We start from the raw sequence: 26888 nt of genomic DNA, 5'->3' as shown, positions 1-26888 counted from the left end.
ATGAAACGTAATATAATTTTAATTGCAGCATTATGTTCTGTTATGCTGGTAAATCAAAGCTGTGAAGGTGATTTTTTGAATACACAACCTACAGATGCAATCTCTGGACAAGAGTTGTCACTGATGAACAATAACGAAGGTGCAGAAAGTTTTGTAACTGCTATTTATGCCAAGTATTTAGATTGGAATATCAGCTCATTCGCATGGATAGGTGTTTCAAGTATTATAACCGATGACGCAGATAAAGGTTCTGATCCAAGTGATGCAGGTACTGATAAAGATATTCTAGATGCTTTAACTTTTACTGCAACTACACCTTCATTCCAATCTATTTGGGAAGGACATTATCAAGCGATAAACAGATCGAATCAGGCATTAAAGTTTTTACCATTATTAACGAATGCTGATGCAAATCTGAGAGCCAGATTAGAAGGTGAAGCAAAGTTTTTAAGAGCATTTTCTTATTTTATGCTGGTAAAATGTTATGGTGGAGTACCATTGGTTGATCATGTACCTGTAGCTGGTAATGAAGATGACAGAGTAATGACCCTTACCAGAAAATCGAAAGAAGAAATTTACACCTTTATAGAAAAAGACTTAAATGAAGCTATCAGCGCCCTTCCTGCTAAAAGTGCCTATACAGGAAATAATGTCGGGAGAGCAAGTAAAGGAGCTGCGTATGCGTTATTAGCAAAAGTTTCTCTCTACCAGAAGAAATGGCAACAAGTTATAGATAATTGTAATCTTGTAACCGGATATTCTTTAACGCCTAATTTTGCCGATATTTACAGAGTTTCAGGTGAAAATAATCAGGAATCTATTTTTGAAATACAAGGATTAGGAGGACAGGCTACTCCGGGTATTCAGCAATATTCTCAAGTACAAGGAGCGAGAGGTGCCGGTGGCTGGGGCTGGGGATTTTGTACTCCAACACAGAATCTTGTTGATGCATATAATGCGGAAGGAGATACAGAAAGAAGAAATGCAACAATTATTTTCAGAAATTCTACATTATATGATGGAAGGGTAGTTCCTTCAACAGTTGCTGCGCCATATTATAATTATAAAGCATATTCTTCAGCATTTACAGGGTCTGATGATTCGGATGCTAACATCAGATACCTGAGGTATTCTGAGGTATTATTAATGAAAGCTGAAGCAATGAATGAGTTGGGACAAACAGCTCAGGCTGCACCCTTTTTAAATCAGGTTAGAAATAGAGCAGGACTAGCAAATACGACTGCAACTTCACAAGCGGATTTAAGAAATGCAATTTGGAAAGAAAGAAGACTGGAATTAGCATTTGAGCATGACAGATGGTTTGATTTGATAAGAACAGGCCAGGCACAAGCTGCTATGGCTGCAAATGGTAAAACATTTGTAACAGGAAAACATGAGCTATTTCCAATTCCGAATTCGTTTATTATAGAATCTAAAGGGATGTCTGGTCAAAATCCTGGTTACTAATTAAAAAAGTGAAAGATGAAAAATAGAAATATCATAAAATCCATAGGTGTAATCTTTTTATTAGGATTAATTACCCTAAGTTGCGAAGATAGTATTGACAAAGATAACCCACCTATTCCATATGCAGAGATTGGAGGATATCAGAATTCAGATGACATTGCTTCAGGAAACTTAATAACAAAACTAAGTTTCGAAAACAATTTGGAAGATAAAACGAATAATATAACAGGACAGATGCCTGTAGGTATTACTTATACTTCAGGAATTAAGGGAATGGCATATAATGGTTCTTCGTCAGAAATGAGATATTCTGTTGGAAATGCTTCAACAGCTCTAATTGGTCTTAATGGTAGTTTTACAATTGCATTCTGGATGAAAAGTGATGGTACTGTTGATCCTGGAACTCCGGGGCAAGGAAAAGGTGCTCAAGGAATATTTACCATTGTCCGCCCTACAGAATTCTGGGGAGGAATTAATCTATTTATTGAAAACCCTGATGCTTCTAAACCTGATAGAATTAGATTGAAATTAGGATTGGAGAGTGGAAATCCTGCGGTTTCTTGGAAAGGTCAGGGAGTTATTGCAAACTTAGATGGTTACAAAGGGAAATGGGTTCATATAGTTTTTGCATATGATGCTACTGCAAGCAAATGTTATGTTTATCAAGATGGAGCGCCTGCTAAAAATCTAGATGGTTTTGCATATTCTCCAGCAGGAGGTGAACTTGGAGGTTTTGCCAGTTGGTTTGCAAATGACCCAGGAGGGATAAATAATCCAAATGGTGTACCGGGCTACGGAAATTTCCAAATGACAGCAACAAATGGTAAAGTTGTCTTAGGTTCTCATCAATTTGAAACTGTTCCACCTCAAAATAATGGATCACAACAAGATTGGGCAACAAGTTTTGCAGGGCAGATGGATGAATTTAGAATTTATAATGTGGCTTTAAAGTCTTCAGATGTTATAGCTTTATATAAACTTGAGAAGGATAACAGATAACGACAAAAGAGCCTCGAAAAAGGCTCTTTTTTTTACAAAATTAAATATGAAAAAAATACTGACGACAATATTATTCTTAGGACTGATATTCAATTCCTGTTCATCAGATGATTCACCATCGGGTCCGGGAACGCCAATAGGTGGAGGAAATACGGAAACTCCTAATAATTATAGCGATGCCCAGCTTATAGAAATGGTACAAAAAGATGCATTAAAATATTTTTGGGATTATGCAGAATCAGGATCAAAATTGGCTAGAGAGAGATATCATACAGATAATCCCTCACAAGATGCTAATGTAGTAACTACAGGAGGATCTGGATTTGGATTAATGACAATTCTGGTTGGTATTAAAAATGGTTATATTGCCAAGCCGGAAGCCGTTTCGAGACTTACGACTTCACTGAATTTTTTACAGAACGCCAATCGCTTTCATGGTGCATGGCCGCATTGGATGAATGGCGCCACAGGCCAGGTTATTCCCTTTAGTACAATGGATAATGGCGGGGATTTAGTAGAAACCGCATTTTTGGCTCAGGGGTTAATTTGCATCAGAGAATATTTTAAAAACTCTTCAGATTCTGCTGAACTAGCCCTTTCTCAAAAAGCAGATACACTATGGAAAGGAATAGAATGGAGCTGGTATACAAAAGGAGAAAATGTCCTGTACTGGCATTGGTCTCCAAACTATGATTTTCAAATGAATATGCAGCTAAAAGGATTCGATGAAACATTGATTACTTATATTTTGGCCGCCGCTTCACCTAATTATTCAATTGGCAAACCAGTCTATCAGCAAGGGTGGTCAAGAAACGGAAGCATAAAAAGCACAGCAACACAATATGGAATTCCCGTTGTTGTTAATCATAACGGAGCTAATGGATCAGTTGGTCCAATGTTCTGGTCACATTATTCATTTTTAGGATTAGATCCCAGAGGCTTATCAGACGAAAACGTAAATTATGGAGATGCAACCACAAACCATGCAAAAATTATGTATCAGTATTGTCTGGCAAATCCAAAAGGTTGGCAAGGATATAATTCTAAAAGCTGGGGCCTAACAGCAAGCTATTCCAGAAATACTGATGGGACTACAGGATATTCTGCCCATCAGCCTAATAACGATTTAGGAGTAATTTCTCCTACTGCTGCACTTTCAAACATGCCTTACACACCAACGGAAAGTATGAATATGTTGAGGTTTTTATATAATGAAAATTATAATAAATATATTGGGGTTGCAGGTCCTTATGATGCCTATTCTGTACACTATAATTGGGTTACACCAAGATATTTGGCAATAGATCAGGGAACCATTGCGCCTATGGTTGAGAATTATAAAACTCAGTTTTTATGGCAGTTGTTTATGAATGCTCCGGATGTTAAGCAAGGTTTGGTTAAATTAGGATTCCATTCCACACAATACGGATTTTAAAAAAATGATATAATGAAAAGGATTACATTATCGATTGCTGTTGCATCAATATTTTTTGCTTATTCCTGCAAAAACTCCCAAGCCTCCAAACCAGAGATTTCAAAAGTTGAGGCAGTAAAAAGTAATATTACTGATGACCAGCTGATGGACAGAGTTCAGAAAGATGCCCTGAAATATTTCTGGGATTATGCAGAACCGCATTCGATGCTGGGAAGAGAGCGTTACCATGAAGACAATATTTATCCGGATAATGATAAACATGTAATAACTACAGGAGGTTCGGGATTCGGATTGGCTACCGTTCTTGTTGGGGTTGAAAGAGGATTTGTCCCAAGAAAAGAAGCCGTAAAAAGACTGACCAATATGATGGATTTCCTTGCAAAGGCAGACCGTCATAAAGGAGCCTGGTCACATTGGATCAATGGAGAGACAGGAAAAACAGTGCCTTTCGGTAAAAAAGATAATGGCGGGGATCTTGTGGAAACAGCATTCTTAACTTCAGGAATTTTAATGGTCCGTGAATATTTTAAAAACGGTAATGCTGAAGAAAAAGCCTTGGCTCAGAAATGCGATGACTTATGGAAAGGAATTCAATGGAACTGGTATACAAAAGGCGGTGAGAAAGTATTATACTGGCATTGGTCTCCGGATTACCAGTGGGAAATGAATTTCCCGTTAGAGGGGTATAACGAATGTTTAATTACCTACATTTTAGCAGCTTCATCACCCACCTACGCCATTGATGCAGAAACTTACTACAAAGGCTGGGCAAGAAACGGCGGCATTGTTTCCGATAAAACCCGGTACGGATTACCCATGTACGTAAAGCATAATGGTGCACAGGAATACGGCGGTCCTTTATTCTGGGCTCATTACTCCTATATCGGATTAGATCCTACAGGATTGTCTGATAAACTGGTGAAAAATTACTTTGATCTGAATAAAAACCAGGTTCTTATCGATTACAAATACTGCGTTGAAAATCCGAAACAATGGAAAGGCTACGGCCCGAATTATTGGGGACTGACAGCCGGCTACACAAGAAATGATGATGGAAGTACAGGATACAATGCCCACTTTCCGCAAAATGATCTTGGAGTGATCACACCCACTGCTGCATTAAGCAGTTTTCCGTACACGCCTAAAGAATCAATGGATTTTTTAAGGTTCATTTATACTCAAAAACCTCAGTTTATAGGTTCCGCAGGTCCTTATGATGCCACATCAATCAATTACAACGATTGGTTTACACCAAGATATCTGGCAATTGATCAGGGAACCATTGCGCCGATGATTGAAAACTATAGATCCGGATTTTTATGGAAACTATTCATGAATGCTCCGGAAATCCAGCAGGGGTTAAAGAAATTAAGCTTTAAATCTGAAAAATATAACATTAAATAATATGTTTTAAGAGCTTAATCCCGCTTTCCGCACTCGCTATTTTGAGGGTTTGGGCGGCGGCAAAGCCGCCGCCCAAACCCTCAAAATGAGCTCAAACAAATGCTGCAATCGGGGCTAAATAATAATTGACATTTTTACATCGATAGGAACGGGCTTTAGCCCGTTTAAATAAAAAAACAAAATCAAACGGCTTTAGCCAAAATCTGAATATTAAATGAAATTTAAACTAAAATTTATTCCTTTTTTATTTCTGCCATTTTCCATAAGCATCACTGCCCAGGAAGTAAAAGCAGAACTGAATAAGGATTTTAAACGGACAGAAAAAATATCCTATATTTTAGATTACCCACAGAAAGTTAAAGGAAATGTCCCCTTGATCGTTTTCCTTCACGGTTCCGGAGAAAGAGGAAGTGATCTGGAAATGGTAAAAGCACACAGTCCTTTCACATACAAAAATCTGATCAAGGAGCCGGTAGCTATTTTAGCTCCCCAATGTCCTGCAGATATGTGGTGGGATACTGTGACGGTTTATCATCTGATTAAAGAAATTCAGAGAAAATATAAAATTGATGCCTCCCGTATTTATCTTACGGGCCTTTCAATGGGAGGTTGGGGAACGCTGAAACTCGCTATGGAACACCCTGAAATGTTTGCAGCCGTTGTTTCCGTTTGTGCTCCCACAGATAAAGTGATGCAGGCCAATATCAATCAGTATAAAAATTTGAACATGAAAATTTTTCATGGCGGAATGGATGATGTAGTGCCACCCGAAAATGCTTTTAATTTTTATCAGAAATTACATCCGGTAAACCCGACTGCAGAATTGACGATTTTCCCAAATGATAACCATAATTCATGGGATTCAGCCTATTCAAATCCGGATTTGTATCAATGGATGCTGTCAAAAAGAAAAGAATTAAATAAAAATTAATCGTCAGGACAAAAAACTTCGCGATCTTAGCTAAGCAGAACGTTTTTGCACTTTAAAGCCTTATCTGTGCCTTGCGTTTGACCTGAAAATTAAAACAAAATTGAACTATAATTTAAGAAGATAGATTTATGAAAAAGTTAATTGTAATCGCCACTTTAGCATTGGCACCTGTGTTTTCGGCCCAGGAAATGGTATCGAAACCGGTTCAGTCTTACCAGACGGCTCAATATCAGGCCAAGAAAAAAGCTTTTGTAAATAATCTCTTGTCGAAAATGACTTTAGATGAAAAGATCGGACAGCTGAATTTACCAAGTTCAGGTGATTTTACAACAGGTTTGGCTCAGAGTTCTGATATCGGAAAAAAAATCGAACAAGGTTTAGTCGGCGGACTATTCAATATAAAAGGTGCTGATAAGATCAGAGCCGTTCAAAAGGTGGCAGTGGAAAAAAGCCGTCTTAAAATCCCGTTGATTTTTGGAATGGACGTTATCCATGGTTACGAAACAACTTTCCCGATTCCATTAGGGCTCGCAGCTTCATGGGATATGAATCTGGTACAGCAGTCGGCGAGAGTAGCAGCCAAAGAAGCTTCTTCAGACGGTATTAACTGGACGTTCTCCCCAATGGTGGATATTTCCCGTGAACCGAGATGGGGAAGAGTTTCCGAAGGTTCCGGAGAAGATCCGTATTTAGGAAGTGAAATTGCTAAAAATATGGTGTACGGATACCAGGGTAAAGATTTATCCGTAGGAAATACCATTTTAGCCTGTGTAAAACACTTTGCGCTGTACGGAGCAGGAGAAGCGGGAAGAGATTATAATACCGTTGATATGAGCCATGTGAGAATGTTCAATGAATATTTTCCACCTTACAAAGCAGCCGTAGATGCGGGAGTAGCTTCCGTAATGGCTTCTTTCAATGAAGTGGACGGAGTTCCTGCAACCGGAAACAAATGGCTTCAAACCGAAGTTTTAAGAAATAAATGGAACTTCAAAGGCTTTGTAGTAACCGATTATACAGGAATCAATGAAATGGTAGACCACGGAATGGGAGACCTTCAGCAGGTTTCTGCCTTAGCTTTAAAAGCAGGAGTTGATATGGACATGGTTGGTGAAGGATTTTTAACGACCCTGAAAAAATCTTTATCGGAAGGGAAAATTACCCAGGCTGATATCGACGTTGCTGCAAAAAGAATTTTGGAAGCAAAATATGATTTAGGATTATTTGATGATCCTTACCGTTATGGAGATGCAAAGCTGGCTGCGAAAGAAGTGTATAATATGGAAAACCGTAATATTGCCAGAAACGCTGCCGCTCAATCGATGGTTTTGATGAAAAATGACAACCAGGTCCTTCCTTTGAAAAAATCAGGAACGGTTGCCGTAATCGGGCCATTGGTGAATAATTCGTTAAACATGGCCGGAACATGGAGTGTAGCTGCAAAACATGATCAGGCAGTTAATCTGATGCAGGGCCTTCAGACTAACTTCGGAAAAGAGGTGAAATTCATTTCTGCCAAAGGTGCCAACATCGATTATGATGCTAAGTTAGAAGATATCTATGCAGCTCACGGTAAAAAAACAGACAGGGATAACCGTCCTAAAGAAGCTTTATTAAAAGAAGCCGTAGACGTTGCCAACAAAGCTGACGTTATTGTTTTAGCTATCGGGGAATCTGCAGAAATGAGTGGTGAATCCTCCTCAAGAACTGAAATTACCATTCCTCAGTCTCAGGTAGACCTTTTAAATGAATTGAAGAAAACAGGAAAACCAATTGCTGTAGTACTTTTTACAGGCCGTCCTTTAGCTTTGACGAATATAAAAGATACTCCTGATGCGATCCTGAATGTATGGTTTGCCGGCTCTGAAGCAGGAAATGCAATTTCTGATGTTTTATTTGGAAAAGTAAACCCTTCAGGGAAATTACCGATGACATTCCCGAGAAGCCTTGGCCAGGTTCCTATTTATTACAATGCCAAAAATACGGGCCGACCGCTAAGTCAGGAACTTACCGATAAATGTGAATATCAGAGATTCCGTTCCAACTATATGGATGAGTGTAATACACCATTATATCCGTTTGGGTATGGATTGAGCTATACAAAATTCAGTTATTCGGATGTGACGGTTTCCAATGCAAACCCGAAAGGAAATCAAACCATTCAGGCTTCAGTTACGGTAACCAATTCCGGAAACTATGACGGCGCTGAGGTTGTTCAGCTGTACATCAGGGATATGGTGGGAAGTATCACAAGACCGGTTAAAGAGCTGAAAGGATTCCAGAAAGTAATGCTTAAAAAAGGAGAATCTAAAAAAGTAACCTTCGACATTACTCCTGAAAACCTGAAATTCTATAACGGAGATTTAAAATACGACTGGGAATCCGGAGAGTTTGATATCATGATCGGAACCAATTCCGAAGAAGTGAAACATTCAAAAATCAACTGGACAAAATAATATTTTTAAGCCGCTCACAATGAGCGGCTTTTTTTGTATCTTAGAATTAAATTAACTAATACCATATTTTTGGCATACTTTTTACCAAATTGAAAACCATTAAAAATTTAAATATGAAAAAAACAATTTTACTCAGCGCGATCTTCTTAGGCTCTTTTTCTTTTGCACAAAAAGTAGGAGGAGACAGAGACGTTCACGGATGCATCGGGTCGGCAGGTTATACCTATTCACAAATCAAAAATGACTGTGTAAGGGTTTTTGAGCAAAAAATCAAATTAAACGAAGTAAGTTCTGATAAAAGTTATACTTCAATGACAGCTGTTATTTTTAGTAAAGACATGAAAAAAGCTGAAATTTTCATTCCGGAAGGAGCTGCAAAAAGCATTATCCTTGAAAAAGAAGGAAAAAACAAAATCTGGAAAAGCGGAAGCTACATTAAAGAAAGCTATGTTTTGACGCCCTATAAAAAGAATAAAAAAAGTGGCTACCAGCTTAAAAAAGACAATGTGGTCATTTACAAATAATAAAAAGCCTGATTGGAAAATCAGGCTTTCTTTTTTAGATGCATTTTTCTTCATTGTAAATTCTGCATGGCCCGTTTTCCATATACTGGCATGTTCCGCTGGGACAGCTTTGCCCTGGTTGTGGTACCCAACCTCCTGAAATCATTTTTAGATCTGACTTTGATAATTTTTTTAGATTTTTCATAGTAAATTGAGTTTGATTTGTTTCTCTACTCTCTAGGCTTTTCGAGTTCCGCTGTTCAACGAATATATAAAATAAATTTAAATAAATCACTTAGTTTGGAAAAATAGTACAGTGACAGTTATATGGAAATCCCTGTTCTGGAAGAATAAATATTTTTCATAAAATACTTTATTTAATATTAAAATTTTCAAAATGCTAAACAGAAAATATAATTCAAAAATATTTAATGGAAAGGGGCTTCTGACCATTTAAATAATAAACGGAATTCATCTGGCTTCAGCCAAAATTTAAAACAGCATCCGCAATTTTTATCTCTCAACGAAAAATCGTATTTTTGTACATCTAAAAAGTAATAAGAAAGAATGAATTCCTACAAAAATCCATTGGAAGAGCGCTACTCCAGTGAAGAAATGTTATTTAATTTCTCACATAATAACAAATTCCGTACCTGGAGACAACTTTGGATCGCTCTTGCAGAAATCGAAAAAGACCTCGGTCTTGAAATTTCAGACGAGCAGATTGCAGAGTTGAAAGCCAATGCTGAAAACATCGATTATGACAAAGCAGCAGCGTATGAGAAAAAATTCCGTCATGATGTAATGGCTCACGTTCATACCTATGGAGATGTAGCACCATCAGCAAAAGGAATCATCCATTTGGGAGCTACCTCGGCATTTGTAGGAGATAATACAGACTTAATCCAGATCCGTGACGGGCTCTTAATTTTAAAGAAAAAATTAGTAAACGTTATCAAAAACCTTGCGGATTTTGCAATTCAATATAAAGACTTACCGACTTTAGGATTTACTCATTTTCAACCGGCTCAGTTAACGACGGTTGGGAAAAGAGCAACCCTTTGGTTACAGAGTCTCGTTCTCGATATCGAAGAGCTTGATTTCTTCTTAGAAACATTAAGATTCAGAGGAGTAAAAGGAACGACAGGAACTGCTGCAAGTTTCCTTGAGCTTTTCAACGGAGATTATTCCAAAGTGAAACATTTAGATAAAGAGCTTTCAAAAAGATTCGGTTTCGAAAAAGTTTTTGGGGTTTCCGGGCAGACGTATGATAGAAAAATCGATGCTAAAGTCGTGGCCTTATTAGGAAATATCGCTCAATCAGCCCATAAATTTACAAACGATTTACGTCTTCTTCAGAATCTTAAAGAAATTGAAGAACCGTTCGAGAAAAACCAGATTGGCTCATCAGCGATGGCTTACAAACGTAACCCGATGAGAAGCGAAAGAATCGGTGCACTGGCAAAATATGTAATGTCTTTAACTACAAGTTCTGCAATGGTAGCTTCTACACAATGGTTTGAAAGAACATTGGATGATTCTGCCAACAAGAGATTAACAATTCCTCAGGCGTTTTTAGCAGTTGATGCAATTCTGTTAATCTGGAATAACATCATGAATGGGATTGTTGTATATCCGAACAGAATCAACAAACATATAATGGAAGAACTTCCTTTCATGGCGACAGAGTACATCATCATGGAAGAAGTGAAAGCAGGAGGAGACCGTCAGGAAATCCACGAAGTGATCAGAGTTCATTCTATGGAAGCTTCTAAAAAGGTAAAAGAAGAAGGAAAAGAAAATGACCTTATTGAAAGAATCTTAAACGACGATTCTTTAAAACTGGATAAATCAAAATTAAAAGAAGTTTTGGATCCCAAGAATTTTATCGGGTTTGCACCGATTCAGACGGAAGAATTCATCAGCAATGAAGTTCAGCCGATTCTGGACGCAAACAAAGACCTGATAGGATTGGAAGCTGATCTTAAAGTATAATACATGCAGCTTCGGCTGCATTTTTTTGTAATTAATAGCTGTATGAAAATAGTTGTTTCCTTTATATTCTTTATTTTTATGACACTCTTCGGAACCTGTTCTGCTCAGATAAAAGGATCGGATCTGAAAGATTTTCAGCTTTCCAAAGATGAGTATAAAGAATTGAAAAACTATTTAATTTCAAAGAATTTAAAAATTAAGGATACGATTTTTATCAAATACGATTTTAACGGTGAAAACTGTTGGAACCGTTTAGATAAAGAAGATGACGCTCAAATAAAACATATCTTACAGGGCTTCCAGGATCATATCTCAAATTCTAATACAACTTTTGAAACTGCTGTCGCATATAATTTCAGGGAAGAAGGAAAGAACCTCAATAAACTGAAACTTTGGGATAACACCATTATGATTGATGATCAGAAGATTCTCAGAAGGTTGATCTTTAAGCATAAAAAGCAATGTGGTTCCTCAGCTGTTATTTTGAATGACGGTTCATATCTGGTGTATGAAAAAGATCCTCATTTTGAACTCCTGAGCCTGCATCACAACTATAATGGAAAAGAGTTCTGATTATATTGAAGTTACATGAAAAAAATACTTTTATTCATTTTATTGATTCCCATAATTTCCTTTTCACAAAAAAAGGAGGTTTTAAAGTATTTTAAATCAAAAGATTCTTTGGTTGGTGTAAAAAACCAGGATGGTAAAATCATCGTTCCTGCACAGTTCAAAGTTTTTTCATATTTGAAGGACGGGGAATTGGTTCAGGAAAATACCATTTACTTTGACGGTTTCAAAGAAAATGAGGCTAAAGAGAAAAATGCATGGGGATACGTCTATGACAGAAACGGAAATTTCCTGTACAGACCTTTCCTTTATGACAATGGAGCTGATTATTTTGCAGAAGGAGTAAGAAGGTTTGTTAAAAATGGGAAAGTGGGCTTTGCAGACAGAAACGGAACCGTGATCATAAAACCTGAACATGATTTTGTTTCTCCTTTTAATTATGGTTATGCTGCATTTTGTGACGGTTGTGACTGGGAGAAAACAGAAGACGAACACAAAGCAATGGTGGGTGGTACATGGGGCGTGATGAATTTCAAAGGCGAAACCGTTCAGCCGGTAGAAAAGAAATCGGAAAAAAATATAGAAGTAAACGGAAAATATTATCCATATCCATTTACATACAACGAAAAAGAGAAGAATATTCTTCAGTTTTTCGAAAAACAAAATAAACAACTTTCCGAGATCTATTATGTTAATCATTATACTAAATTATCTCAAGATCAAAAGAAATTATACTTTGAAATTGTTGAGAGACCAAAAAATGATTTTCCATTTTATCAGGTATACGCCTATGATTACAGAAAAGTAGAAGCAGGAATATCAGATTTTAAATTTTTAGTTTCAGAAGACGGTAGAAATGTTCTGGCCCTGGAATTTGAAAATGAAAAAATCCCTTTTGAAAAATGGCTGAAACAGGAAAAAGAAGATGCCATTCAGTTTCAAAAGGAACATCCGGATAATCCGAATAAATTAAGTAAATAAGTCTAATAATATTTAATATCTGGCATCTAATGTCTAATAACAAAAGAATTTTCGTAGAAAAGAGAGGAATTTTCGATGTAGAAAGTCCAAAAATTTTTGATGAAGTAAAAGCGGTTGCTCCATCGGTTAACAAGGTAAAAGTATATAATGTATACGATATTTTTAACCTGAACGACGGTGAATTCGAAAAAGTGGTAAATAACACCTTCGTAGACCCTGTTACTGATATTCTGCACATTGAAAACCCTGCACAATCTGTTCATTTTGCCATGGAATTTTTGCCGGGCCAGTACGACCAGCGTGCTGATTCCGCAGAGCAGTGTATCGCTTTACTGACGGAAAATGAAAAGTCTAAAGTAAGAAGTGGAAAGCTGATCGAATTTGAAGGAGTTTCTGAAACCGATTTAGTAAAAATCAAAGACCTTTTAATCAATAAAGTAGAATCTCAGGAAAAAGATTTATCAACGTTAAACATTCCTGCGGATGAAACCCCGTCAAAAGTTTTAATTCACGAAAATTTCATCAATTTTAATGATGCAGAACTTGAAGATTTCTTTAATAATCACGGATTTGCATTAGGATTGGATGACCTGAAATTCATTCAGGAATACTTTAAAACAGAGCAGAGAAATCCTACAGAAACAGAACTGAAAGTTTTAGATACCTATTGGAGTGACCACTGCCGTCACACCACTTTCGAAACAGAATTGTCAGATATCCAGTTTGAAGGACAGTTTAAACATACATTGGAAACCATTTTCAATGATTATATCGAAAAAAGAAAATTCTTAGGCCGTGAATTAAAGCCGATCTCCCTGATGGATCTGGCGACAGTTTGCGGAAGATATTTCCATAAAACAGGGAATCTGGAGAATCTTGTGGTTTCAGATGAGATCAATGCATGTACGATCCAGATTGAAGCCGAATACGACGGTAAAAAAGAACCGTGGTATTTATTATTTAAAAATGAAACGCACAATCACCCTACGGAAATTGAGCCTTTTGGTGGAGCTTCAACATGTTTAGGCGGAGCAATCAGAGACCCTTTATCCGGAAGATCTTTTGTGTTTCAGGCGATGAGGTTGACCGGTGCTGCCGATGTTTTAGAACCGGTTGATCAGACTTTACCGGGGAAATTACCTCAGAAAACCATTACAAAACAGGCTGCCAACGGATACTCTTCATACGGTAACCAGATTGGTTTGGCAACAACTATGGTTTCTGAAATCTATGACGAAGGTTATAAAGCAAAGAGAATGGAAGTTGGTTTCGTTACCGGAGCCGTTCCTGTAGATTGGGTAAGACGAGAAAAACCTGCAACCGGAGATTCTATCATCATTTTAGGTGGTGCAACAGGTCGTGACGGTGTTGGTGGAGCAAGCGGAAGCTCAAAAGAACAGGACGAAACCTCTATTCATACCATGAGTTCAGAAGTTCAGAAAGGAAATGCCGTTGAAGAACGTAAAATCCAGAGACTGTTCAGAAATCCGGAAGTGACAAAGCTGATCAAAAAATCAAATGACTTCGGAGCAGGCGGAGTGTCTGTAGCCATCGGAGAAATTGCCGATTCTTTAGAAGTAAACCTGGATGTTTTACCATTAAAATATGAAGGATTAAACGGAACCGAGCTTGCTATTTCCGAATCTCAGGAAAGAATGGCTGTGGTGGTAGATCCGAAAGACAAAGAAAAATTTATCAAATATTGTGAAGATGAGAATATTGTTGCGGTAGAAGTGGCAAAAGTTACAGATTCAGGAAGAATGCAGATGTTCTGGAAAGGAGATAAGATCGTTGACCTTTCAAGAGCGTTTTTAGACACCAACGGATGTGCTAAAAGCCAGGAAGTGAAAATTACCCATCTTGAAGAGGTTAAAACAGAAAACAAGCCTTTCTCTGAAGAAGAATTCCTGAAAATCTTAAGCGATAAAAATGTAGCTTCCCAGAAAGGATTACTGGAAATGTTTGACGGATCAGTTGGCGGAACCACAGTAGCAATGCCTTTAGGAGGTAATTACCAGCAGACTTTGATGGAAGGAAGTGTTCAGACATTGCCGATCTTAGGTGCAAAAAATATTGAAACGGTTTCCCTGGCAAGCTGGGGATTTGATGCCGGAATTTCAAAACAAAACTCATTGTTGGGATCAGCCTATGCCGTAGTGGAAAGTGTGGCTAAGATCGTTGCAATGGGCGGAGATTATAAAAATATCAGGCTGAGTTTCCAGGAATACTTTGAAAAACTGGGCCAGAATCCTGAGAAATGGGGAAAACCTTTAGCTTCTTTATTGGGAGCTTATGATGCTCAGATTAATCTTGGTTTAGCTGCCATCGGAGGAAAAGATTCAATGAGTGGAACCTATCAGGACCTGAATGTACCGCCGACATTAATTTCTTTTGCCTGCGCCAACGGAGAAAAGAAAAATATAATCTCTCCCGAATTTAAAAAAGAAGGAAATAAACTGTATTTTTTCAATCATATTCCACAGGAAAGCGGACTTCCTGATTATAACGGCTTAAAAGGAATTTTCGATTTCATTTTCGATAATATCAAAGCCGGAAAAATTGTTTCTGTGAAAACCGTTAAAGATGGTGGTGTTGCCGTAGCTTTAGCAAAAATGAGCTTCGGAAACAGACTGGGAGCTGAAATTAATGTTGATGAAAAAGCTTTATTGACGAAAAATATCGGAAGCTTAATTATTGAATCTACAGAAGAATTAAGCTCAGTATCCCTTCAGCTGATCGGAGAAGTTAAAGATTCAGGTACTCTGAAAATAAACGGCCTTGAATCCAATATCCTGGATCTTGTGTCCGCTTATACAGGGACATTTGAAAACCTTTTCCCAACCGTTGAAAAAGAAAAACTGACGATTGAGCTGGATGAGAAGTCAAACTCTGTCCATCCGAGAAATATGATCATTAAAAAACACGGAATTGCACAGCCTAAAGTATTTGCACCGGTTTTTCCGGGAACAAACTGTGAATACGAAACACTAAATGCATTCCAGAAAGAAGGAGCTGTAGTAAGCAGCCTGCCTCTTAAAAATATAAGCCACCAACTGCTTGAAGAAAGTATTGATGCCTGGGTGGAAGAAATCAGACAGTCTCAGATTCTGGCTTTCTCAGGAGGATTTTCCGCCGGGGATGAGCCGGACGGTTCTGCAAAATTCATTGTAAACGTTTTGAAAAACGAAAAAATGAAAAACGCAGTTCACGAGTTGTTAGACAGAGACGGGATGATCATCGGGATCTGTAACGGTTTCCAGGCATTGGTGAAATCAGGATTGCTGCCTTACGGAAGAATCAAAGATTTAGACGAAAACTCTCCTACGTTGGCTCACAATGCCATCAGAAGACATATTTCCCAGATGGTGAATGTGAAAGTGGTGAATGACGAAAGCCCATGGTTGAAAGGAATGAAAGATCAGGTATTTACCATTCCGATTTCTCACGGTGAAGGCCGTTTCATGGCTTCAGAAGCAGAAATTCAGAAACTGTATGAAAACGGGCAGATAGCAACCCAATACATCGATTTCGACGGAAATATCGCTCACGGAATGCCTTTCAATCCTAATAATTCGTTATTCGGAATTGAAGGAATTACCAGCCCATGCGGAAAAATTTACGGTAGAATGGGACATCCGGAACGTTTTGCTGAAGGTCTTATGAAAAATATTCCAACTGCGAATTATCATAACATCTTTAAAAATGGAGTCGAATACTTCAAATAAAAATAAAAAGAAAATGATCGTCATTAATGGCGGTCATTTTTCTGATCTGCCGGAATTCTATGAAGAAGTCTCCAATGTTCTTACGCAGGATGCAGACTGGAAGATCGGAACCTTAGATGGTTTCAATGATATTTTATACGGTGGTTTTGGTACTTTTGAAAACGGGGAAGAAGTTGAAATAATCTGGAAAGAATCTCAAAAATCAAAAAATGATTTAGGGCTCAATGCTACCCGTGAATTTTATGAAAGAAAAATCAGACAGGGGAAGCCTTTTAATACAGAACTGATCCAACAAAAACTGGATGATTTAATTTCAGGAAAAGGGCAGACGTTATTTGATATTTTAATAGAAATTATAGAAGATCATAAAAATATAACATTGATTTTAGATTGAAATTGGAACCATTAAGGAGAATGAAGATTTTAAGTTAAATTAAGCTGACTGGGATAAATAAGTCTATACTTAAATAGCTTTAGCTATGATCTTAATCTTTCTTAATTACTTAATAGCTCTTAATGTTTCAAAATATATCAGTAAATAGTTTAAAAATGAAGAAAATAAGATATGGTTTATTCTTCGGCGACAGTATCACTTACGGAGAATATGACGGTGTTTTTGGCGGTTGGGTAGACATTCTGAAAAGATATGCATTGCAAAAATTTCATGAAGGAAGCGATGAGCTGATCCTTTTCAATCTTGGGATCGGAGGAGAAACCACCAATGGTCTCGTGAAAAGAATTCCACATGAACTAAGTGCCAGAAATTCAGCAGAAGGAAATATCGTTTTCATAGGATACGGAGCCAATGATCTGGCCATAAAAGATGGAATTCAGATGGTGAATCCTGAACAGTTTAAAAACAATATCCAATCTGCAGTTCAGACGGCAAAACAATATGCAGATGATATTTATCTGGTCAGTATTCTTCCTTTTTCTGAAAAAATTAATGGAGTAGTGACAGCTTCCGGGAAGTTGAGAATAAGTGAAGATGTTTTACGCTACAATCAGATTTTACAAAACATTTCAGCTGAAAATTCATTGAAGTATATTGATTTTTATTCGGCATTTTCAGAAGATAAGGAAATCCTGCTTTCAGATGATGGTGTGCATCCCAATGAAAAAGGATACGGAATGATGGCTGAAATTGCAATGCCAATCATTGAAAAATATTTATAATGCCTCATTTATTTTGGTACGGGACTCTGTAGAAAGAAGAAGTTCAGAAGGCTGCTGAATGAGGAGATTTTTTAAACACAATTAGCACAAATATTTTCACGAATAACACAGATAATATTTATAATTTATATCAATAGAAACGGGCTTTAGCTCGTTTGCTCATTTTTACATATTATAATTTAGCCAACCCTATTCTCAAGAAAATAATCAAAATATTTTCACAATCAAACACAAACATCCGTGCAAATCCGTGAAATCAGTGGTTAAAAAATATAAAAACTTATACACAGTTCATTCTGTAGCAATCTTAAGTTTAAAGTTAAATGCATTCAAAAATATATTTCCAATAAACGATAATTCCCACCACAATCGAAGCGACGGTCATCAGCAAGGTAGCTCCCGCTGAAACATCTTTAATAAAGCCGATTCTTTTATCAAAGTCAGGCTGTATCATATCGCAGGCCTTTTCAATAGCCGTATTGAAAATTTCAGCACTTAAAACCCCGAAACAAACAGTAAGAATAAGTGCAGCATCAGTCCCGGAAAGCTTAAAATAAAAAATTAAAAAAAGATTGACCAGAAAAGCAGCAACTTCTATCCGGAAATTCCTTTCCGTTTTCATCATTAAAAAAACACCTCGGAAAGCATTGAAAAAACTTTGATGAATGGGTGGTTTTCGCATGAGAAAAAGATTATGTACAAATATAATTAATTGCTTAAAGAAAATCCCTATCTTTAATCCGTAATGATGATCAGGTCATCAAAAACGGAGCTGGAAGTGGTTTTGAAAATCTTTTGATGGTTGTTAATAACTCTCAGGATTATATTTTTTAATCTATTTTCTATTTATTATATTTGTAAAAATTTATTTTTAAATCTATGAAATTTATTATTTCAAGTGGTGAACTGCAGAAGGCTTTGCAAACTGTAAGTGGCGTAATATCAAGTTCTCAGTCGAGACCTATTTTAGAAAACTATCTTTTTGAGTTAAACGAAAATAATGTTACCATTACAGCATCTGATGGCGAAACAACTCTTGTAACTTCTCTGGAAGTGAAGTCTGATGATTCGGGTAAATTTGCTGTTCCTGCTAAGATTTTTCAGGATTTTATCAAGACTTATGGCGAACAGCCTTTAACGTTGTCTGTGAAAGATAATGCTGAAGGTACGGGAAGCCAGCTTGAGATTTTAGATGAAAAAGATAATTTCGCTGTGGCACTGGATAATGCAGACGATTACCCGGAATTACCGGAATTTGATGCTTCCCAGAGTGTGACAATGCCGGCGGGAGTTTTATCTGAAGCATTGACCAATACTCTTTTTGCAACAAGTAATGATTCTCTTCGTCCGGTAATGACAGGAGTTCTTTTCCAGTTTGGAGAAAATGAAACCAACTTCGTTTCTACAGATTCCCACAGACTGGTTGTTTATAAAAGAACAGACCTGATGAATGCCGAACCAATGGAATTCATCATGCCTAAAAAACCTCTGAATATTTTCAAAAATATTTTAGCAAGCTCTAACGACGATGTAAGCATCGATTTCAATGAGAACATGGCTAAATTTACTTTTGATAAGCATATCTGGATCTGTAGACTGATTGACGGAAAGTACCCTAACTATACAGCGGTAATTCCAAAAGAGAATCCAAATGTACTGACAATCAATAGAAATCTTTTATTGGGAGCTATCAAAAGAGCATCGATCATGTCTAACAAATCTACCAATCAGGTAAGATTCAAGCTGTCTGCCAATATCCTTCACCTTCATGCAGAAGATACGGAATATGCAAACAAAGCAGATATGCAGATTCCTTGCGACTATAATGGAGAAGATATCAATATCGGATTCAGTTCTAAGTTTTTAACTGAAATGTTGACGATTCTTGGTTCAGACGATATCACCATGAAAATGTCACAACCCAACAGACCCGGAATCATTGAACCGCTTGACGGCCTTGAAGAAAATGAAAATATCTTAATGTTATCCATGCCGGTAATCGGATTATAATATTAAACCAAATAATAAAAAAGAGATTGATTTTTTCAGTCTCTTTTTTAATGCATTAATTTTTGAATCAATATGAAAAAAATATTTATTGTATCATTCATATTTCAGTTTATCATTTTGTTTTCTCAAAAAAACACCAGAATATATTTTGAAAGAAAAGGAGATGTAATTACGTATTATGCCGACAATCAGGAGATTTTTCCTGTATCTTTCGTGTTTTCTGCTCAGCCTGAGTTAGAAAATATGAATAAGCCTGAAGCTTTTAAATTGACTCAGGTTTTGCCCCCAAAATCATTGAAAAACAAGGTCGCTGATTTTGTGGTTAATGATAAAACAAAGAGATGGGCAGTGAAAAAAATGCCGGGCTATCTGATCTATATTGGAGACATCACTTTAAAGACCTATGATTCCGGATATGTATATGATCTTCCTTTTCCAAAAGGAAAGTCATTTAATGTATATCAGGGATATGACGGAAAATTTTCCCATCAGAATGAAAATTCTATAGATTTTTCCATGCCCGAAGGCACTGAAATTCTGGCGGCAAGAGAAGGACTGGTTGTTGATCTGGTTAAGCATAATAATTCAGGTTGCGCCACGATAAACTGTGCCAATCAGGCGAATTATATTACCATTTTACATTCGGACGGAACTTTTGCCCAGTATTATCACCTGAAACAAGACGGAGTACTGGTGAATATCGGAGATCAGGTGAAGAAAGGCGATACAATAGGATTAAGCGGGAATACAGGCTGGAGTAACGGCCCCCATTTACATTTCGTGACTTATCTTTCCAGTTCGACCGGCGATAAATTAAGAACCACTCTTAAGACCCTTTTCAGAACGGGTGACGGCAGTAAAACAGAATTCGTTTCAGAGAAAAAAACGTATTCAAAAAACTATTGATTTAAAAATGTTTTTCCGGTATCTGACTGATTTTTTATCTGGAATCGGGATGATAAAAAACGGGAGAAACATACAAAAACAATAAACTATTAACCTTCAAAATTTCGCTGTTTCTCAAAAAAACACGACATTTGTACGGGAAAAAATGTGCAGTAAAAATAGCACAAAATTCAAATAAAATTTTCAAAATAAACGGATGAAGATATCAAATAACTGGCTGAAAGATTATATAAAAACGGAATTGAAGCCTGAAAGAATCGGGGAATTCCTTACAGATATAGGTCTTGAGGTAGAAGGGATAGATAAATTTGAAAGTGTAAAGGGAAGTTTGGAAGGTATTGTAGTAGGTAAGGTTTTAACCTGCGAAAAACATCCGAATGCTGATAAACTGAAGAAAACAACAGTAGAGGTAGGAAACGGAAAGGTGTTGAACATCGTTTGTGGTGCTCCGAATGTAGAGGCAGGGCAAACCGTTCCTGTTGCAGTTGTTGGAACAAAAATCTATGACAAAACCGGAAACTTTTTTGAGATCAAGGAAGCAAAAATAAGAGGTGAGGTTTCACAGGGAATGATCTGCGCTGAAGACGAATTAGGGCTGAGCGAAGATCACGGTGGAATTATGGTTTTGGATGAAACCCAATATGAAGTCGGAAAGAATTTTGCAGATTATTTTGAATTAACCAATGATGACGTTTTTGAGATCGGTTTGACACCGAACAGAACTGATGCAATGTCTCATTACGGCGTTACAAGAGATTTATATGCTTTTCTTTCAACCAACAAACAGAAATCTGAATTTGAAAAAGTAGCTTCTGAAGCCCTGAACGGTGAAGGAGCTCACGATTTCACTTTAGAGGTGGAAGACGCTGAATTATGCCCAAGATATATCGGCGCTGTCATTGAAGATGTAAAAGTAGCTGAATCTCCGGTTTGGTTAAAAAACAGACTGAAAGCTATCGGATTAAGTCCGATCAACAATATTGTAGACATTACGAATTATATTCTTCATGGTTTCGGACAACCGCTTCATGCTTTTGATGCAGATAAAATTGCAGATAAAAAAGTAAAAGTGGGAACCGTAAAAGAAGGAACTAAATTTACCACACTGGATGGTGTTGAAAGAACTTTAAACGGTTCTGAAATCATGATCAAAGACGGAAAAGATAATCCGATGTGTATTGCCGGAGTTTTCGGAGGAGCCCATTCAGGAGTTTCAGATGAAACGAAAACCATTTTCCTGGAAAGTGCTTATTTCAATCCGGTAGCGGTAAGAAAAGGGGCTAAATTCCATGGTCTGAATACTGATGCATCTTTCAGATTTGAAAGAGGAGTAGACCCGAATATTACAAGAACGGCAATTACCCATGCCATCAAAATGATTCAGGAACTGGCAGAAGGAAAGCTGGCAGGAGACCTGCTGGAAGAATATCCGGTGAAAATTGAAGACAGCTATGTCATTATAAGATTTTCTAAAATTGAACAGATTCTTGGAACCAAAATTCACAGGGAGAAAGTAAAAGAAATTTTAAAAGCTCTTGAGATAAAAGTTCTTAATGAAATTCAAAACGGACTGGAAATTTCTGTTCCTGCTTACAGAGCGGATGTTACAAGAGAAATCGACGTTATCGAAGAAATTTTAAGAATCTACGGTTACAATAAGATTGATGCCCCACAAAAGATTTCTTTTACACCGGTGAAGCTTAGTGCAAATGATCAGGATGAACTGGAAAACAACTGGGCAAGAACTTTACAGAGCTTAAGTTTCAATGAAGTGATGAATAATTCACTGACTTCTGTGAAAGACGAAACAGACGCTGTAAAACTACTGAATCCGTTGAGCAATGATTTAGCATTCATGAGAAAGTCTTTATTAGAGGGACTTCTTCAAAATGCAATCTACAATATCAACAGAAAGAATCAGGATATTAAATTCTTTGAATTTGGTAAAATTTATCATAAAAGAGCCCAATACGAAGAAAGAAAGCAATTGGCTATTTTAGTTTCAGGAAGAAATGTTGCTGAGAACTGGTTACAGCCAAAATCCGCTACTGATTTCTATAATCTGAAAGCATATGTGAAGGTTTTATTGGAAAGACTGGCTTTAGATTACAAAGAGGTTGCCTTATCTGATGAAAGATTTTCTGATGCCCTGGCTTATGAAGTGAATGGAAAAACGCTGGTAAGAATCGGAAAAGTAGCTCCGGCTTTATTAAAAGACTTCGATATTGAACAGGATTGTTTCTATGCAGAAATAGAACTGGAATATGCTCAGGAATTACGTTCCGGAAATGAATTGAAGTTTAAGGATATTCCTAAATTCAATAAGATCAGAAGAGATTTAGCATTGCTGATTGACAAAAATATTAACTATCAGGATCTGTATCAGACTGCTAAAAAGAATAAGTCTCCATTCATTAAAAGCATCAATTTGTTCGATGTATATGAAGGGAAAAATCTTCCGGAAGGAAAGAAGTCTTATGCAATGAGTTTTGAGCTACTTAATGAAGAGAAAACACTGGAAGAAAAAGAAATTGCAGAAGTAATGGATTCTCTGGTGAAGTCTTTTCAGAAAGAATTTAATGCAGAGTTGAGATCTTAAAATAATAAAGATTATATCATCATATTAATGGAAACGGGCTTTAGCCCGTTTTTTTTATGTTTAAGAATATTGTGAACGGATCAATAGGAAAGTACTTTAGTCAAAACTTAATTTAACCATTAAGAAAATTGAAGGTTTTAAGCTAGGTTAAGAAATATCTTGCGATATTTTAAGGAGGTTTTTATGATTCAATTGTCAGAGAAAATCTGCACAATCTGCTTGATAAAATAGATATCAATTCAATAGAAACGGGCTTTAGCCCGTTTAATTTAAAAGATACGCTGATTGGCTTTAGCCAAAACTTAATTAACCATTAAGAAAATTGAAGGTTTTAATTTGAGTTAAGAAATATCTTGCGATATTTTAAGGAGGTTTTTATGATTCAATTATCAGAGAAAATCTGCACAATCTGCTTGATAAAATAGATATCAATTCAATAGAAACGGGCTTCAGCCCGTTTAATTTAAAAGATACGCTGATTGGCTTTAGCCAAAACTTAATTTTAACCATTAAGAAAATTGAAAGTTTTTATGATTCAATTATCAGAGAAAATCTGTACAATCTGCATAATTTACATGAGAAAAATTTATTTAATAGAAACAGGTTAAAACCCATTCCTGCTTCCGTAAAAAAAATCCCGTCAGATAATAAAAATGCATCCCAAACCGTTTAAATAATATAATTTCCGTAAATTTGATCAAATCAAAAAAGAAAAAAATGAAAAATCTTTTTTTAAGTATATGTGCAGCAGCGGTTTTGGCGTCGTGTGGAACAATGTCGAGTGCTTCCGCTTCAAAAGTAGGAAAGTCACAGCCTTCATTGGCGAATACAAAATGGACCTTGGCTGATAATGTAAAAGGAAAAGTGCCGACCTTACATATTGAAGGGGATAAAATCAATGGAAATGCAGGATGTAATAATTATTTCGGAACTGCCAAGATAGATCCTTCTACAGGTGATTTTTCTGCCGGACAAATGGGGTCTACAAAAATGATGTGTGACAACATCAGTGTAGAACAAAATTTTATGGATATGATGGGGAAAGCCAATAAATATGTAATCTCCGGAACAACTTTAGAATTGTACAAAGACAATCTTTTACTATTGAAATTCAATAAATCTGAATAAAATAAAAGGAACTCAAATCTGAGTTCCTTTTTTTATCGTGTTAACGTTGGTTTTATTCTTCTTCCTCTTCGTCGTATTTAGCTAACTCTTCATCACACCATTTGAAAGCAGCTTCAACAACCTTGGTAGCTTCATCTGCCATTGTTTCTTCGTCATCGCCTTCCAAATCATCTAACCACTCCACTTCTTCTTCCTCTACATTTAAGATAAATCTTGGATATTCTGTATGAACTACGAATAAATCTTCTGGAAATTCCGAATTATCTGCTAATAAAAACTTTGGTAATTTCATTTTTTTAATGTTTTAACTTTCTCAAAGATAATAAAATTATTGATATTTGTTCTTGTCGATTTTAATTTTTTGTAAAACTTTATATCTGGTGAGCGTGGTTCTTTGCAAGGTATCTTTAGGTTTAAAAGTAATGGTTATATCAGCATTTACAGTACTTATTAATTCTGCGATTTGTATTTTTTCCAGATCTTCCGCTTTTTCCAGATAGAATTTCAATGGAACGTCATTTAAATGCTCAGACTGTAAAAACTGCCTGATCTCTTTTCTGTTTTCAAGATAATCTCCTTTTGAAAGCCAGGTGAAAATAAATCCCGATGCAAGGCTTAAAATACCTATAGCATATACTTTAATATCCAGCATTTCATATAATTTTCTGAAATAAACCAGCCATATCGGAAAGCTGAACGGAGCAATCAACCGGTAATCAATCGGATTTACCGAATAGAAATATTGTATAAAATAAGAGCAGATAATCCCGAAAACTCCTGTAAATACAAAGAAAGATTCCGGGCTTGAAAGCTTGTTTCTAATGAAAAGAAAAATAATGAAAAAAATGTTCAGGAGACCGATCCCGTAAATCCCATAATTGATAATTCCTCCACCCGGATTAGCCATATGAATAAACGGATTAAAGGCAGTCGTTAACCCCTGAAACAGCTCTGTCAGTAATTGTGAAGTAGGATGCAATCCCATTTCCAGAAACTGATTGACATAGTTTTCATTAAAATAATCAATAAATAAAAACTTATACAAAATGATAAACAGACCACAGATAACAGAAGAAATGATCAATACTGCAGAATACTTTCTTTTCAGGAAAATAAGTCCGTAAAGTCCTGTTCCGCCAATAAAAAATAAAGCGCTGTATCTGATGTTATACAGGGCAATTAAAGACAGGGATAAATAAAATATAGCTTTTCTTTTTTCTAAATTTCCATTAATAATCTGGTTCGTGATGTATAAAAAAAGAAACACAAAAGGAAGAGTGAGCGCTTCACTCATTGTAAATGCATAAATAGAAACAAAGCTGAACAAAGCACTTACAATGATAGATTCTCTCAGATAGAACTTCTTTTTCCAGGCGAAAAAAACAATGAAAAGAAAAGCCAGAATCCCGATCACCTTACTGCTCCAGAACTCATCAAACCCGAAAAGCGTAAAGAATTTTATGCTTAAAGGATATCCTAAAGGCGTTGTAGTATTGTCAATCGTGGGAAAAACGTGGGCAAACCTCATATACCGTATGGAATCGGGGCTTATCCTGCCTTTTTCATTCAGTAAAAAACGTAAAATGGTCATCACTAAGGTAATGATGACCAATATAATCTGGATATTTTTTTCTTTTTTCATTAAGGTTGCGGTTTTATAACTCATAACTCATAATTCACAACTCACAACTCATAACTATTTCAAGAACATTTTCGAAACTTTCTCCGCTTTTTTGCTTTCAGAATAATCATAGAAGCCTTCACCTGATTTTACACCCAGTTTTCCGGCCATTACCATATTGACCAATAATGGGTTTGGTGCGTATTTAGGATTTTTGAAACCGTCATACATAACGTTTAAGATAGCTAAGCAAACATCAAGTCCGATGAAATCTGCCAGCTGAAGCGGTCCCATTGGATGAGCCATTCCTAATTTCATTACCGTATCAATCTCTTCAACACCCGCAACACCGTTGTAAAGTGTTTCAATAGATTCGTTGATCATCGGCATTAGAATTCTGTTAGCCACAAAACCCGGATAGTCATTCACTTCTACAGGAACTTTTCCTAATGTTTTGCTCATTTCATAAATCTGATCAAAAGTCTCTTTAGAAGTGGAGTATCCTTTAATGATCTCTACCAGTTTCATGATCGGAACCGGATTCATAAAGTGCATTCCAATTACTTTTTCCGGTCTTTTGGTTGCAGAAGCGATCTTAGTAATTGAAATAGAAGAAGTATTGGTGGCCAGAATACAGTTTTCAGGAGCGAATTCATCCATCTGTCCGAAGATTTTTAATTTTAAATCCTGGTTTTCTGTGGCAGCTTCCACAATTAAATCAGCTGATCCTACAGCATTTTTAAGCTCAGTGAAAGTCGTAATATTTCCTAAAGTTTCTGCTTTTTGCTCTTCCGTAAGGTTACCCTTTGCAATTATTCTGTCAAGGTTACTGGTGATGGTTTTAATTCCTTTGTCTAGCGCATCCTGGGATACGTCTACCAGATTCACATTAAAACCGCTTTGTGCAAATGTATGTGCAATACCGTTTCCCATGGTTCCGGCTCCAATAACTACAATGTTTTTGATCATTTTTCCTTTAATT

Annotated in this window: 22 protein-coding genes; 17 read left to right on the top strand and 5 right to left on the bottom strand. The window is 36.6% G+C overall.

Features of this window, described 5'->3' with window-relative positions; all coding sequences use genetic code 11:
- The 7 genes from AB8P06_RS12025 (at position 1) to AB8P06_RS11995 (ending at position 9216) form a co-directional block, all read left to right on the top strand.
- Complete coding sequence (locus AB8P06_RS12025) at positions 1-1467, top strand: RagB/SusD family nutrient uptake outer membrane protein (RefSeq protein WP_369842056.1); 1467 nt, start codon at positions 1-3, stop codon at positions 1465-1467.
- 15 nt (positions 1468-1482) lie between these two features.
- Positions 1483-2466 carry a LamG-like jellyroll fold domain-containing protein gene (locus AB8P06_RS12020; protein ID WP_369842055.1) on the top strand — a complete coding sequence of 328 codons (984 nt, stop codon included), beginning with the start codon at positions 1483-1485 and terminating at the stop codon, positions 2464-2466.
- Between the two features lie 46 nt (positions 2467-2512).
- Positions 2513-3901: a glucoamylase family protein gene (locus AB8P06_RS12015; RefSeq protein ID WP_369842053.1), complete on the top strand. Its 1389-nt coding sequence runs from the start codon at positions 2513-2515 to the stop codon at positions 3899-3901.
- A gap of 12 nt (positions 3902-3913) precedes the next feature.
- Entirely contained in the window at positions 3914-5305 is a 1392-nt protein-coding gene (locus tag AB8P06_RS12010; RefSeq protein ID WP_369842051.1) for a glucoamylase family protein, read from the top strand.
- Positions 5306-5519: 214 nt separating this feature from the next.
- Positions 5520-6236, top strand: a complete 717-nt coding sequence (locus tag AB8P06_RS12005) for a carboxylesterase family protein (protein ID WP_369842048.1) — start codon at positions 5520-5522, stop codon at positions 6234-6236.
- 128 nt (positions 6237-6364) lie between these two features.
- Complete coding sequence (gene bglX / locus AB8P06_RS12000; RefSeq protein ID WP_369842045.1) at positions 6365-8692, top strand: beta-glucosidase BglX; 2328 nt, start codon at positions 6365-6367, stop codon at positions 8690-8692.
- A gap of 113 nt (positions 8693-8805) precedes the next feature.
- Positions 8806-9216, top strand: a complete 411-nt coding sequence (locus AB8P06_RS11995; RefSeq protein ID WP_369842042.1) for a hypothetical protein — start codon at positions 8806-8808, stop codon at positions 9214-9216.
- 34 nt (positions 9217-9250) lie between these two features.
- Here the strand turns inward: AB8P06_RS11995 and AB8P06_RS11990 are convergent, their stop codons facing one another.
- Entirely contained in the window at positions 9251-9400 is a 150-nt protein-coding gene (locus AB8P06_RS11990) for a bacteriocin-like protein (RefSeq protein WP_369842039.1), read from the bottom strand.
- A gap of 362 nt (positions 9401-9762) precedes the next feature.
- Between AB8P06_RS11990 and purB the strand changes: the two genes are divergently transcribed.
- The 6 genes from purB (at position 9763) to AB8P06_RS11960 (ending at position 17642) form a co-directional block, all read left to right on the top strand.
- On the top strand, positions 9763-11190 hold the full coding sequence (gene purB, locus AB8P06_RS11985) for an adenylosuccinate lyase (RefSeq protein WP_369842037.1): 1428 nt from the start codon (positions 9763-9765) through the stop codon (positions 11188-11190).
- 42 nt (positions 11191-11232) lie between these two features.
- Positions 11233-11763, top strand: coding sequence for a hypothetical protein (locus tag AB8P06_RS11980; RefSeq protein WP_369842035.1), 531 nt, complete (start codon positions 11233-11235; stop codon positions 11761-11763).
- A 15-nt stretch (positions 11764-11778) separates the two neighbouring features.
- Positions 11779-12741, top strand: a complete 963-nt coding sequence (locus AB8P06_RS11975) for a WG repeat-containing protein (RefSeq protein WP_369842033.1) — start codon at positions 11779-11781, stop codon at positions 12739-12741.
- A gap of 29 nt (positions 12742-12770) precedes the next feature.
- On the top strand, positions 12771-16466 hold the full coding sequence (locus AB8P06_RS11970) for a phosphoribosylformylglycinamidine synthase (RefSeq protein ID WP_369842030.1): 3696 nt from the start codon (positions 12771-12773) through the stop codon (positions 16464-16466).
- Positions 16444-16860 (top strand): barstar family protein, encoded by a 417-nt coding sequence (locus AB8P06_RS11965; protein WP_369842027.1) that lies wholly within the window; start codon positions 16444-16446, stop codon positions 16858-16860. Before AB8P06_RS11970 ends, AB8P06_RS11965 begins: the two co-directional genes overlap by 23 nt.
- 155 nt (positions 16861-17015) lie before the next feature.
- The gene (locus AB8P06_RS11960) at positions 17016-17642 is read left to right on the top strand and encodes an SGNH/GDSL hydrolase family protein (RefSeq protein ID WP_369842024.1); all 627 of its coding nucleotides are present in this window, start codon (positions 17016-17018) and stop codon (positions 17640-17642) included.
- A gap of 319 nt (positions 17643-17961) precedes the next feature.
- On the opposite strand, the gene AB8P06_RS11955 is transcribed toward AB8P06_RS11960, so the two are convergent.
- The gene (locus AB8P06_RS11955) at positions 17962-18324 is read right to left on the bottom strand and encodes a diacylglycerol kinase family protein (protein WP_369842022.1); all 363 of its coding nucleotides are present in this window, start codon (positions 18322-18324) and stop codon (positions 17962-17964) included.
- Positions 18325-18521: 197 nt separating this feature from the next.
- Between AB8P06_RS11955 and dnaN the strand changes: the two genes are divergently transcribed.
- From dnaN to AB8P06_RS11935, 4 genes are all read left to right on the top strand, one after another.
- Positions 18522-19652 carry a DNA polymerase III subunit beta gene (dnaN, locus tag AB8P06_RS11950; RefSeq protein WP_369842020.1) on the top strand — a complete coding sequence of 377 codons (1131 nt, stop codon included), beginning with the start codon at positions 18522-18524 and terminating at the stop codon, positions 19650-19652.
- Between the two features lie 72 nt (positions 19653-19724).
- Complete coding sequence (locus tag AB8P06_RS11945; RefSeq protein WP_369842017.1) at positions 19725-20558, top strand: M23 family metallopeptidase; 834 nt, start codon at positions 19725-19727, stop codon at positions 20556-20558.
- Between the two features lie 196 nt (positions 20559-20754).
- The gene (gene pheT / locus AB8P06_RS11940; protein ID WP_369842015.1) at positions 20755-23157 is read left to right on the top strand and encodes a phenylalanine--tRNA ligase subunit beta; all 2403 of its coding nucleotides are present in this window, start codon (positions 20755-20757) and stop codon (positions 23155-23157) included.
- A gap of 717 nt (positions 23158-23874) precedes the next feature.
- A complete protein-coding gene (locus AB8P06_RS11935; RefSeq protein ID WP_369842013.1) occupies positions 23875-24285 on the top strand; it encodes an META domain-containing protein in 411 nt (136 codons plus the stop codon).
- Between the two features lie 52 nt (positions 24286-24337).
- On the opposite strand, the gene AB8P06_RS11930 is transcribed toward AB8P06_RS11935, so the two are convergent.
- Genes AB8P06_RS11930 through AB8P06_RS11920 form a run of 3 tightly spaced genes read right to left on the bottom strand, consistent with a single transcriptional unit; the run spans position 24338 to position 26872 of the window.
- Positions 24338-24577, bottom strand: coding sequence for a DUF8828 family protein (locus tag AB8P06_RS11930; RefSeq protein WP_007845674.1), 240 nt, complete (start codon positions 24575-24577; stop codon positions 24338-24340).
- Between the two features lie 36 nt (positions 24578-24613).
- Positions 24614-25927: a hypothetical protein gene (locus AB8P06_RS11925; protein ID WP_369842009.1), complete on the bottom strand. Its 1314-nt coding sequence runs from the start codon at positions 25925-25927 to the stop codon at positions 24614-24616.
- Positions 25928-25981: 54 nt separating this feature from the next.
- Positions 25982-26872: a 3-hydroxyacyl-CoA dehydrogenase family protein gene (locus AB8P06_RS11920; protein ID WP_369842415.1), complete on the bottom strand. Its 891-nt coding sequence runs from the start codon at positions 26870-26872 to the stop codon at positions 25982-25984.
- Between the last annotated feature and the right edge of the window lie 16 nt (positions 26873-26888).

The organism is Chryseobacterium tongliaonense, assembly GCF_041224435.1.
GTDB lineage: Bacteria > Bacteroidota > Bacteroidia > Flavobacteriales > Weeksellaceae > Chryseobacterium > Chryseobacterium tongliaoense.
The sequence above is the reverse complement of the archived record's forward strand: the minus strand, read 5'-3'. Positions and strand labels throughout refer to the sequence as shown.

What these genes read in the sequence shown, in the direction of transcription:
- AB8P06_RS11935 (WP_369842013.1), top strand. Translation starts at nt 23,875, where the DNA reads ATGAAAAATCTTTTTTTAAGTATATGTGCAGCAGCGGTTTTGGCGTCG.
- purB (WP_369842037.1), top strand. Translation starts at nt 9,763, where the DNA reads ATGAATTCCTACAAAAATCCATTGGAAGAGCGCTACTCCAGTGAAGAA.
- AB8P06_RS12015 (WP_369842053.1), top strand. Translation starts at nt 2,513, where the DNA reads ATGAAAAAAATACTGACGACAATATTATTCTTAGGACTGATATTCAAT.
- AB8P06_RS11990 (WP_369842039.1), bottom strand. Translation starts at nt 9,400, where the DNA reads ATGAAAAATCTAAAAAAATTATCAAAGTCAGATCTAAAAATGATTTCA.
- AB8P06_RS12010 (WP_369842051.1), top strand. Translation starts at nt 3,914, where the DNA reads ATGAAAAGGATTACATTATCGATTGCTGTTGCATCAATATTTTTTGCT.
- AB8P06_RS11930 (WP_007845674.1), bottom strand. Translation starts at nt 24,577, where the DNA reads ATGAAATTACCAAAGTTTTTATTAGCAGATAATTCGGAATTTCCAGAA.
- AB8P06_RS12020 (WP_369842055.1), top strand. Translation starts at nt 1,483, where the DNA reads ATGAAAAATAGAAATATCATAAAATCCATAGGTGTAATCTTTTTATTA.
- bglX (WP_369842045.1), top strand. Translation starts at nt 6,365, where the DNA reads ATGAAAAAGTTAATTGTAATCGCCACTTTAGCATTGGCACCTGTGTTT.
- dnaN (WP_369842020.1), top strand. Translation starts at nt 18,522, where the DNA reads ATGAAATTTATTATTTCAAGTGGTGAACTGCAGAAGGCTTTGCAAACT.
- AB8P06_RS11980 (WP_369842035.1), top strand. Translation starts at nt 11,233, where the DNA reads ATGAAAATAGTTGTTTCCTTTATATTCTTTATTTTTATGACACTCTTC.
- AB8P06_RS12005 (WP_369842048.1), top strand. Translation starts at nt 5,520, where the DNA reads ATGAAATTTAAACTAAAATTTATTCCTTTTTTATTTCTGCCATTTTCC.
- AB8P06_RS11965 (WP_369842027.1), top strand. Translation starts at nt 16,444, where the DNA reads ATGGAGTCGAATACTTCAAATAAAAATAAAAAGAAAATGATCGTCATT.
- AB8P06_RS11925 (WP_369842009.1), bottom strand. Translation starts at nt 25,927, where the DNA reads ATGAAAAAAGAAAAAAATATCCAGATTATATTGGTCATCATTACCTTA.
- AB8P06_RS12025 (WP_369842056.1), top strand. Translation starts at nt 1, where the DNA reads ATGAAACGTAATATAATTTTAATTGCAGCATTATGTTCTGTTATGCTG.
- pheT (WP_369842015.1), top strand. Translation starts at nt 20,755, where the DNA reads ATGAAGATATCAAATAACTGGCTGAAAGATTATATAAAAACGGAATTG.
- AB8P06_RS11975 (WP_369842033.1), top strand. Translation starts at nt 11,779, where the DNA reads ATGAAAAAAATACTTTTATTCATTTTATTGATTCCCATAATTTCCTTT.
- AB8P06_RS11995 (WP_369842042.1), top strand. Translation starts at nt 8,806, where the DNA reads ATGAAAAAAACAATTTTACTCAGCGCGATCTTCTTAGGCTCTTTTTCT.
- AB8P06_RS11970 (WP_369842030.1), top strand. Translation starts at nt 12,771, where the DNA reads ATGTCTAATAACAAAAGAATTTTCGTAGAAAAGAGAGGAATTTTCGAT.
- AB8P06_RS11945 (WP_369842017.1), top strand. Translation starts at nt 19,725, where the DNA reads ATGAAAAAAATATTTATTGTATCATTCATATTTCAGTTTATCATTTTG.
- AB8P06_RS11955 (WP_369842022.1), bottom strand. Translation starts at nt 18,324, where the DNA reads ATGCGAAAACCACCCATTCATCAAAGTTTTTTCAATGCTTTCCGAGGT.
- AB8P06_RS11960 (WP_369842024.1), top strand. Translation starts at nt 17,016, where the DNA reads ATGAAGAAAATAAGATATGGTTTATTCTTCGGCGACAGTATCACTTAC.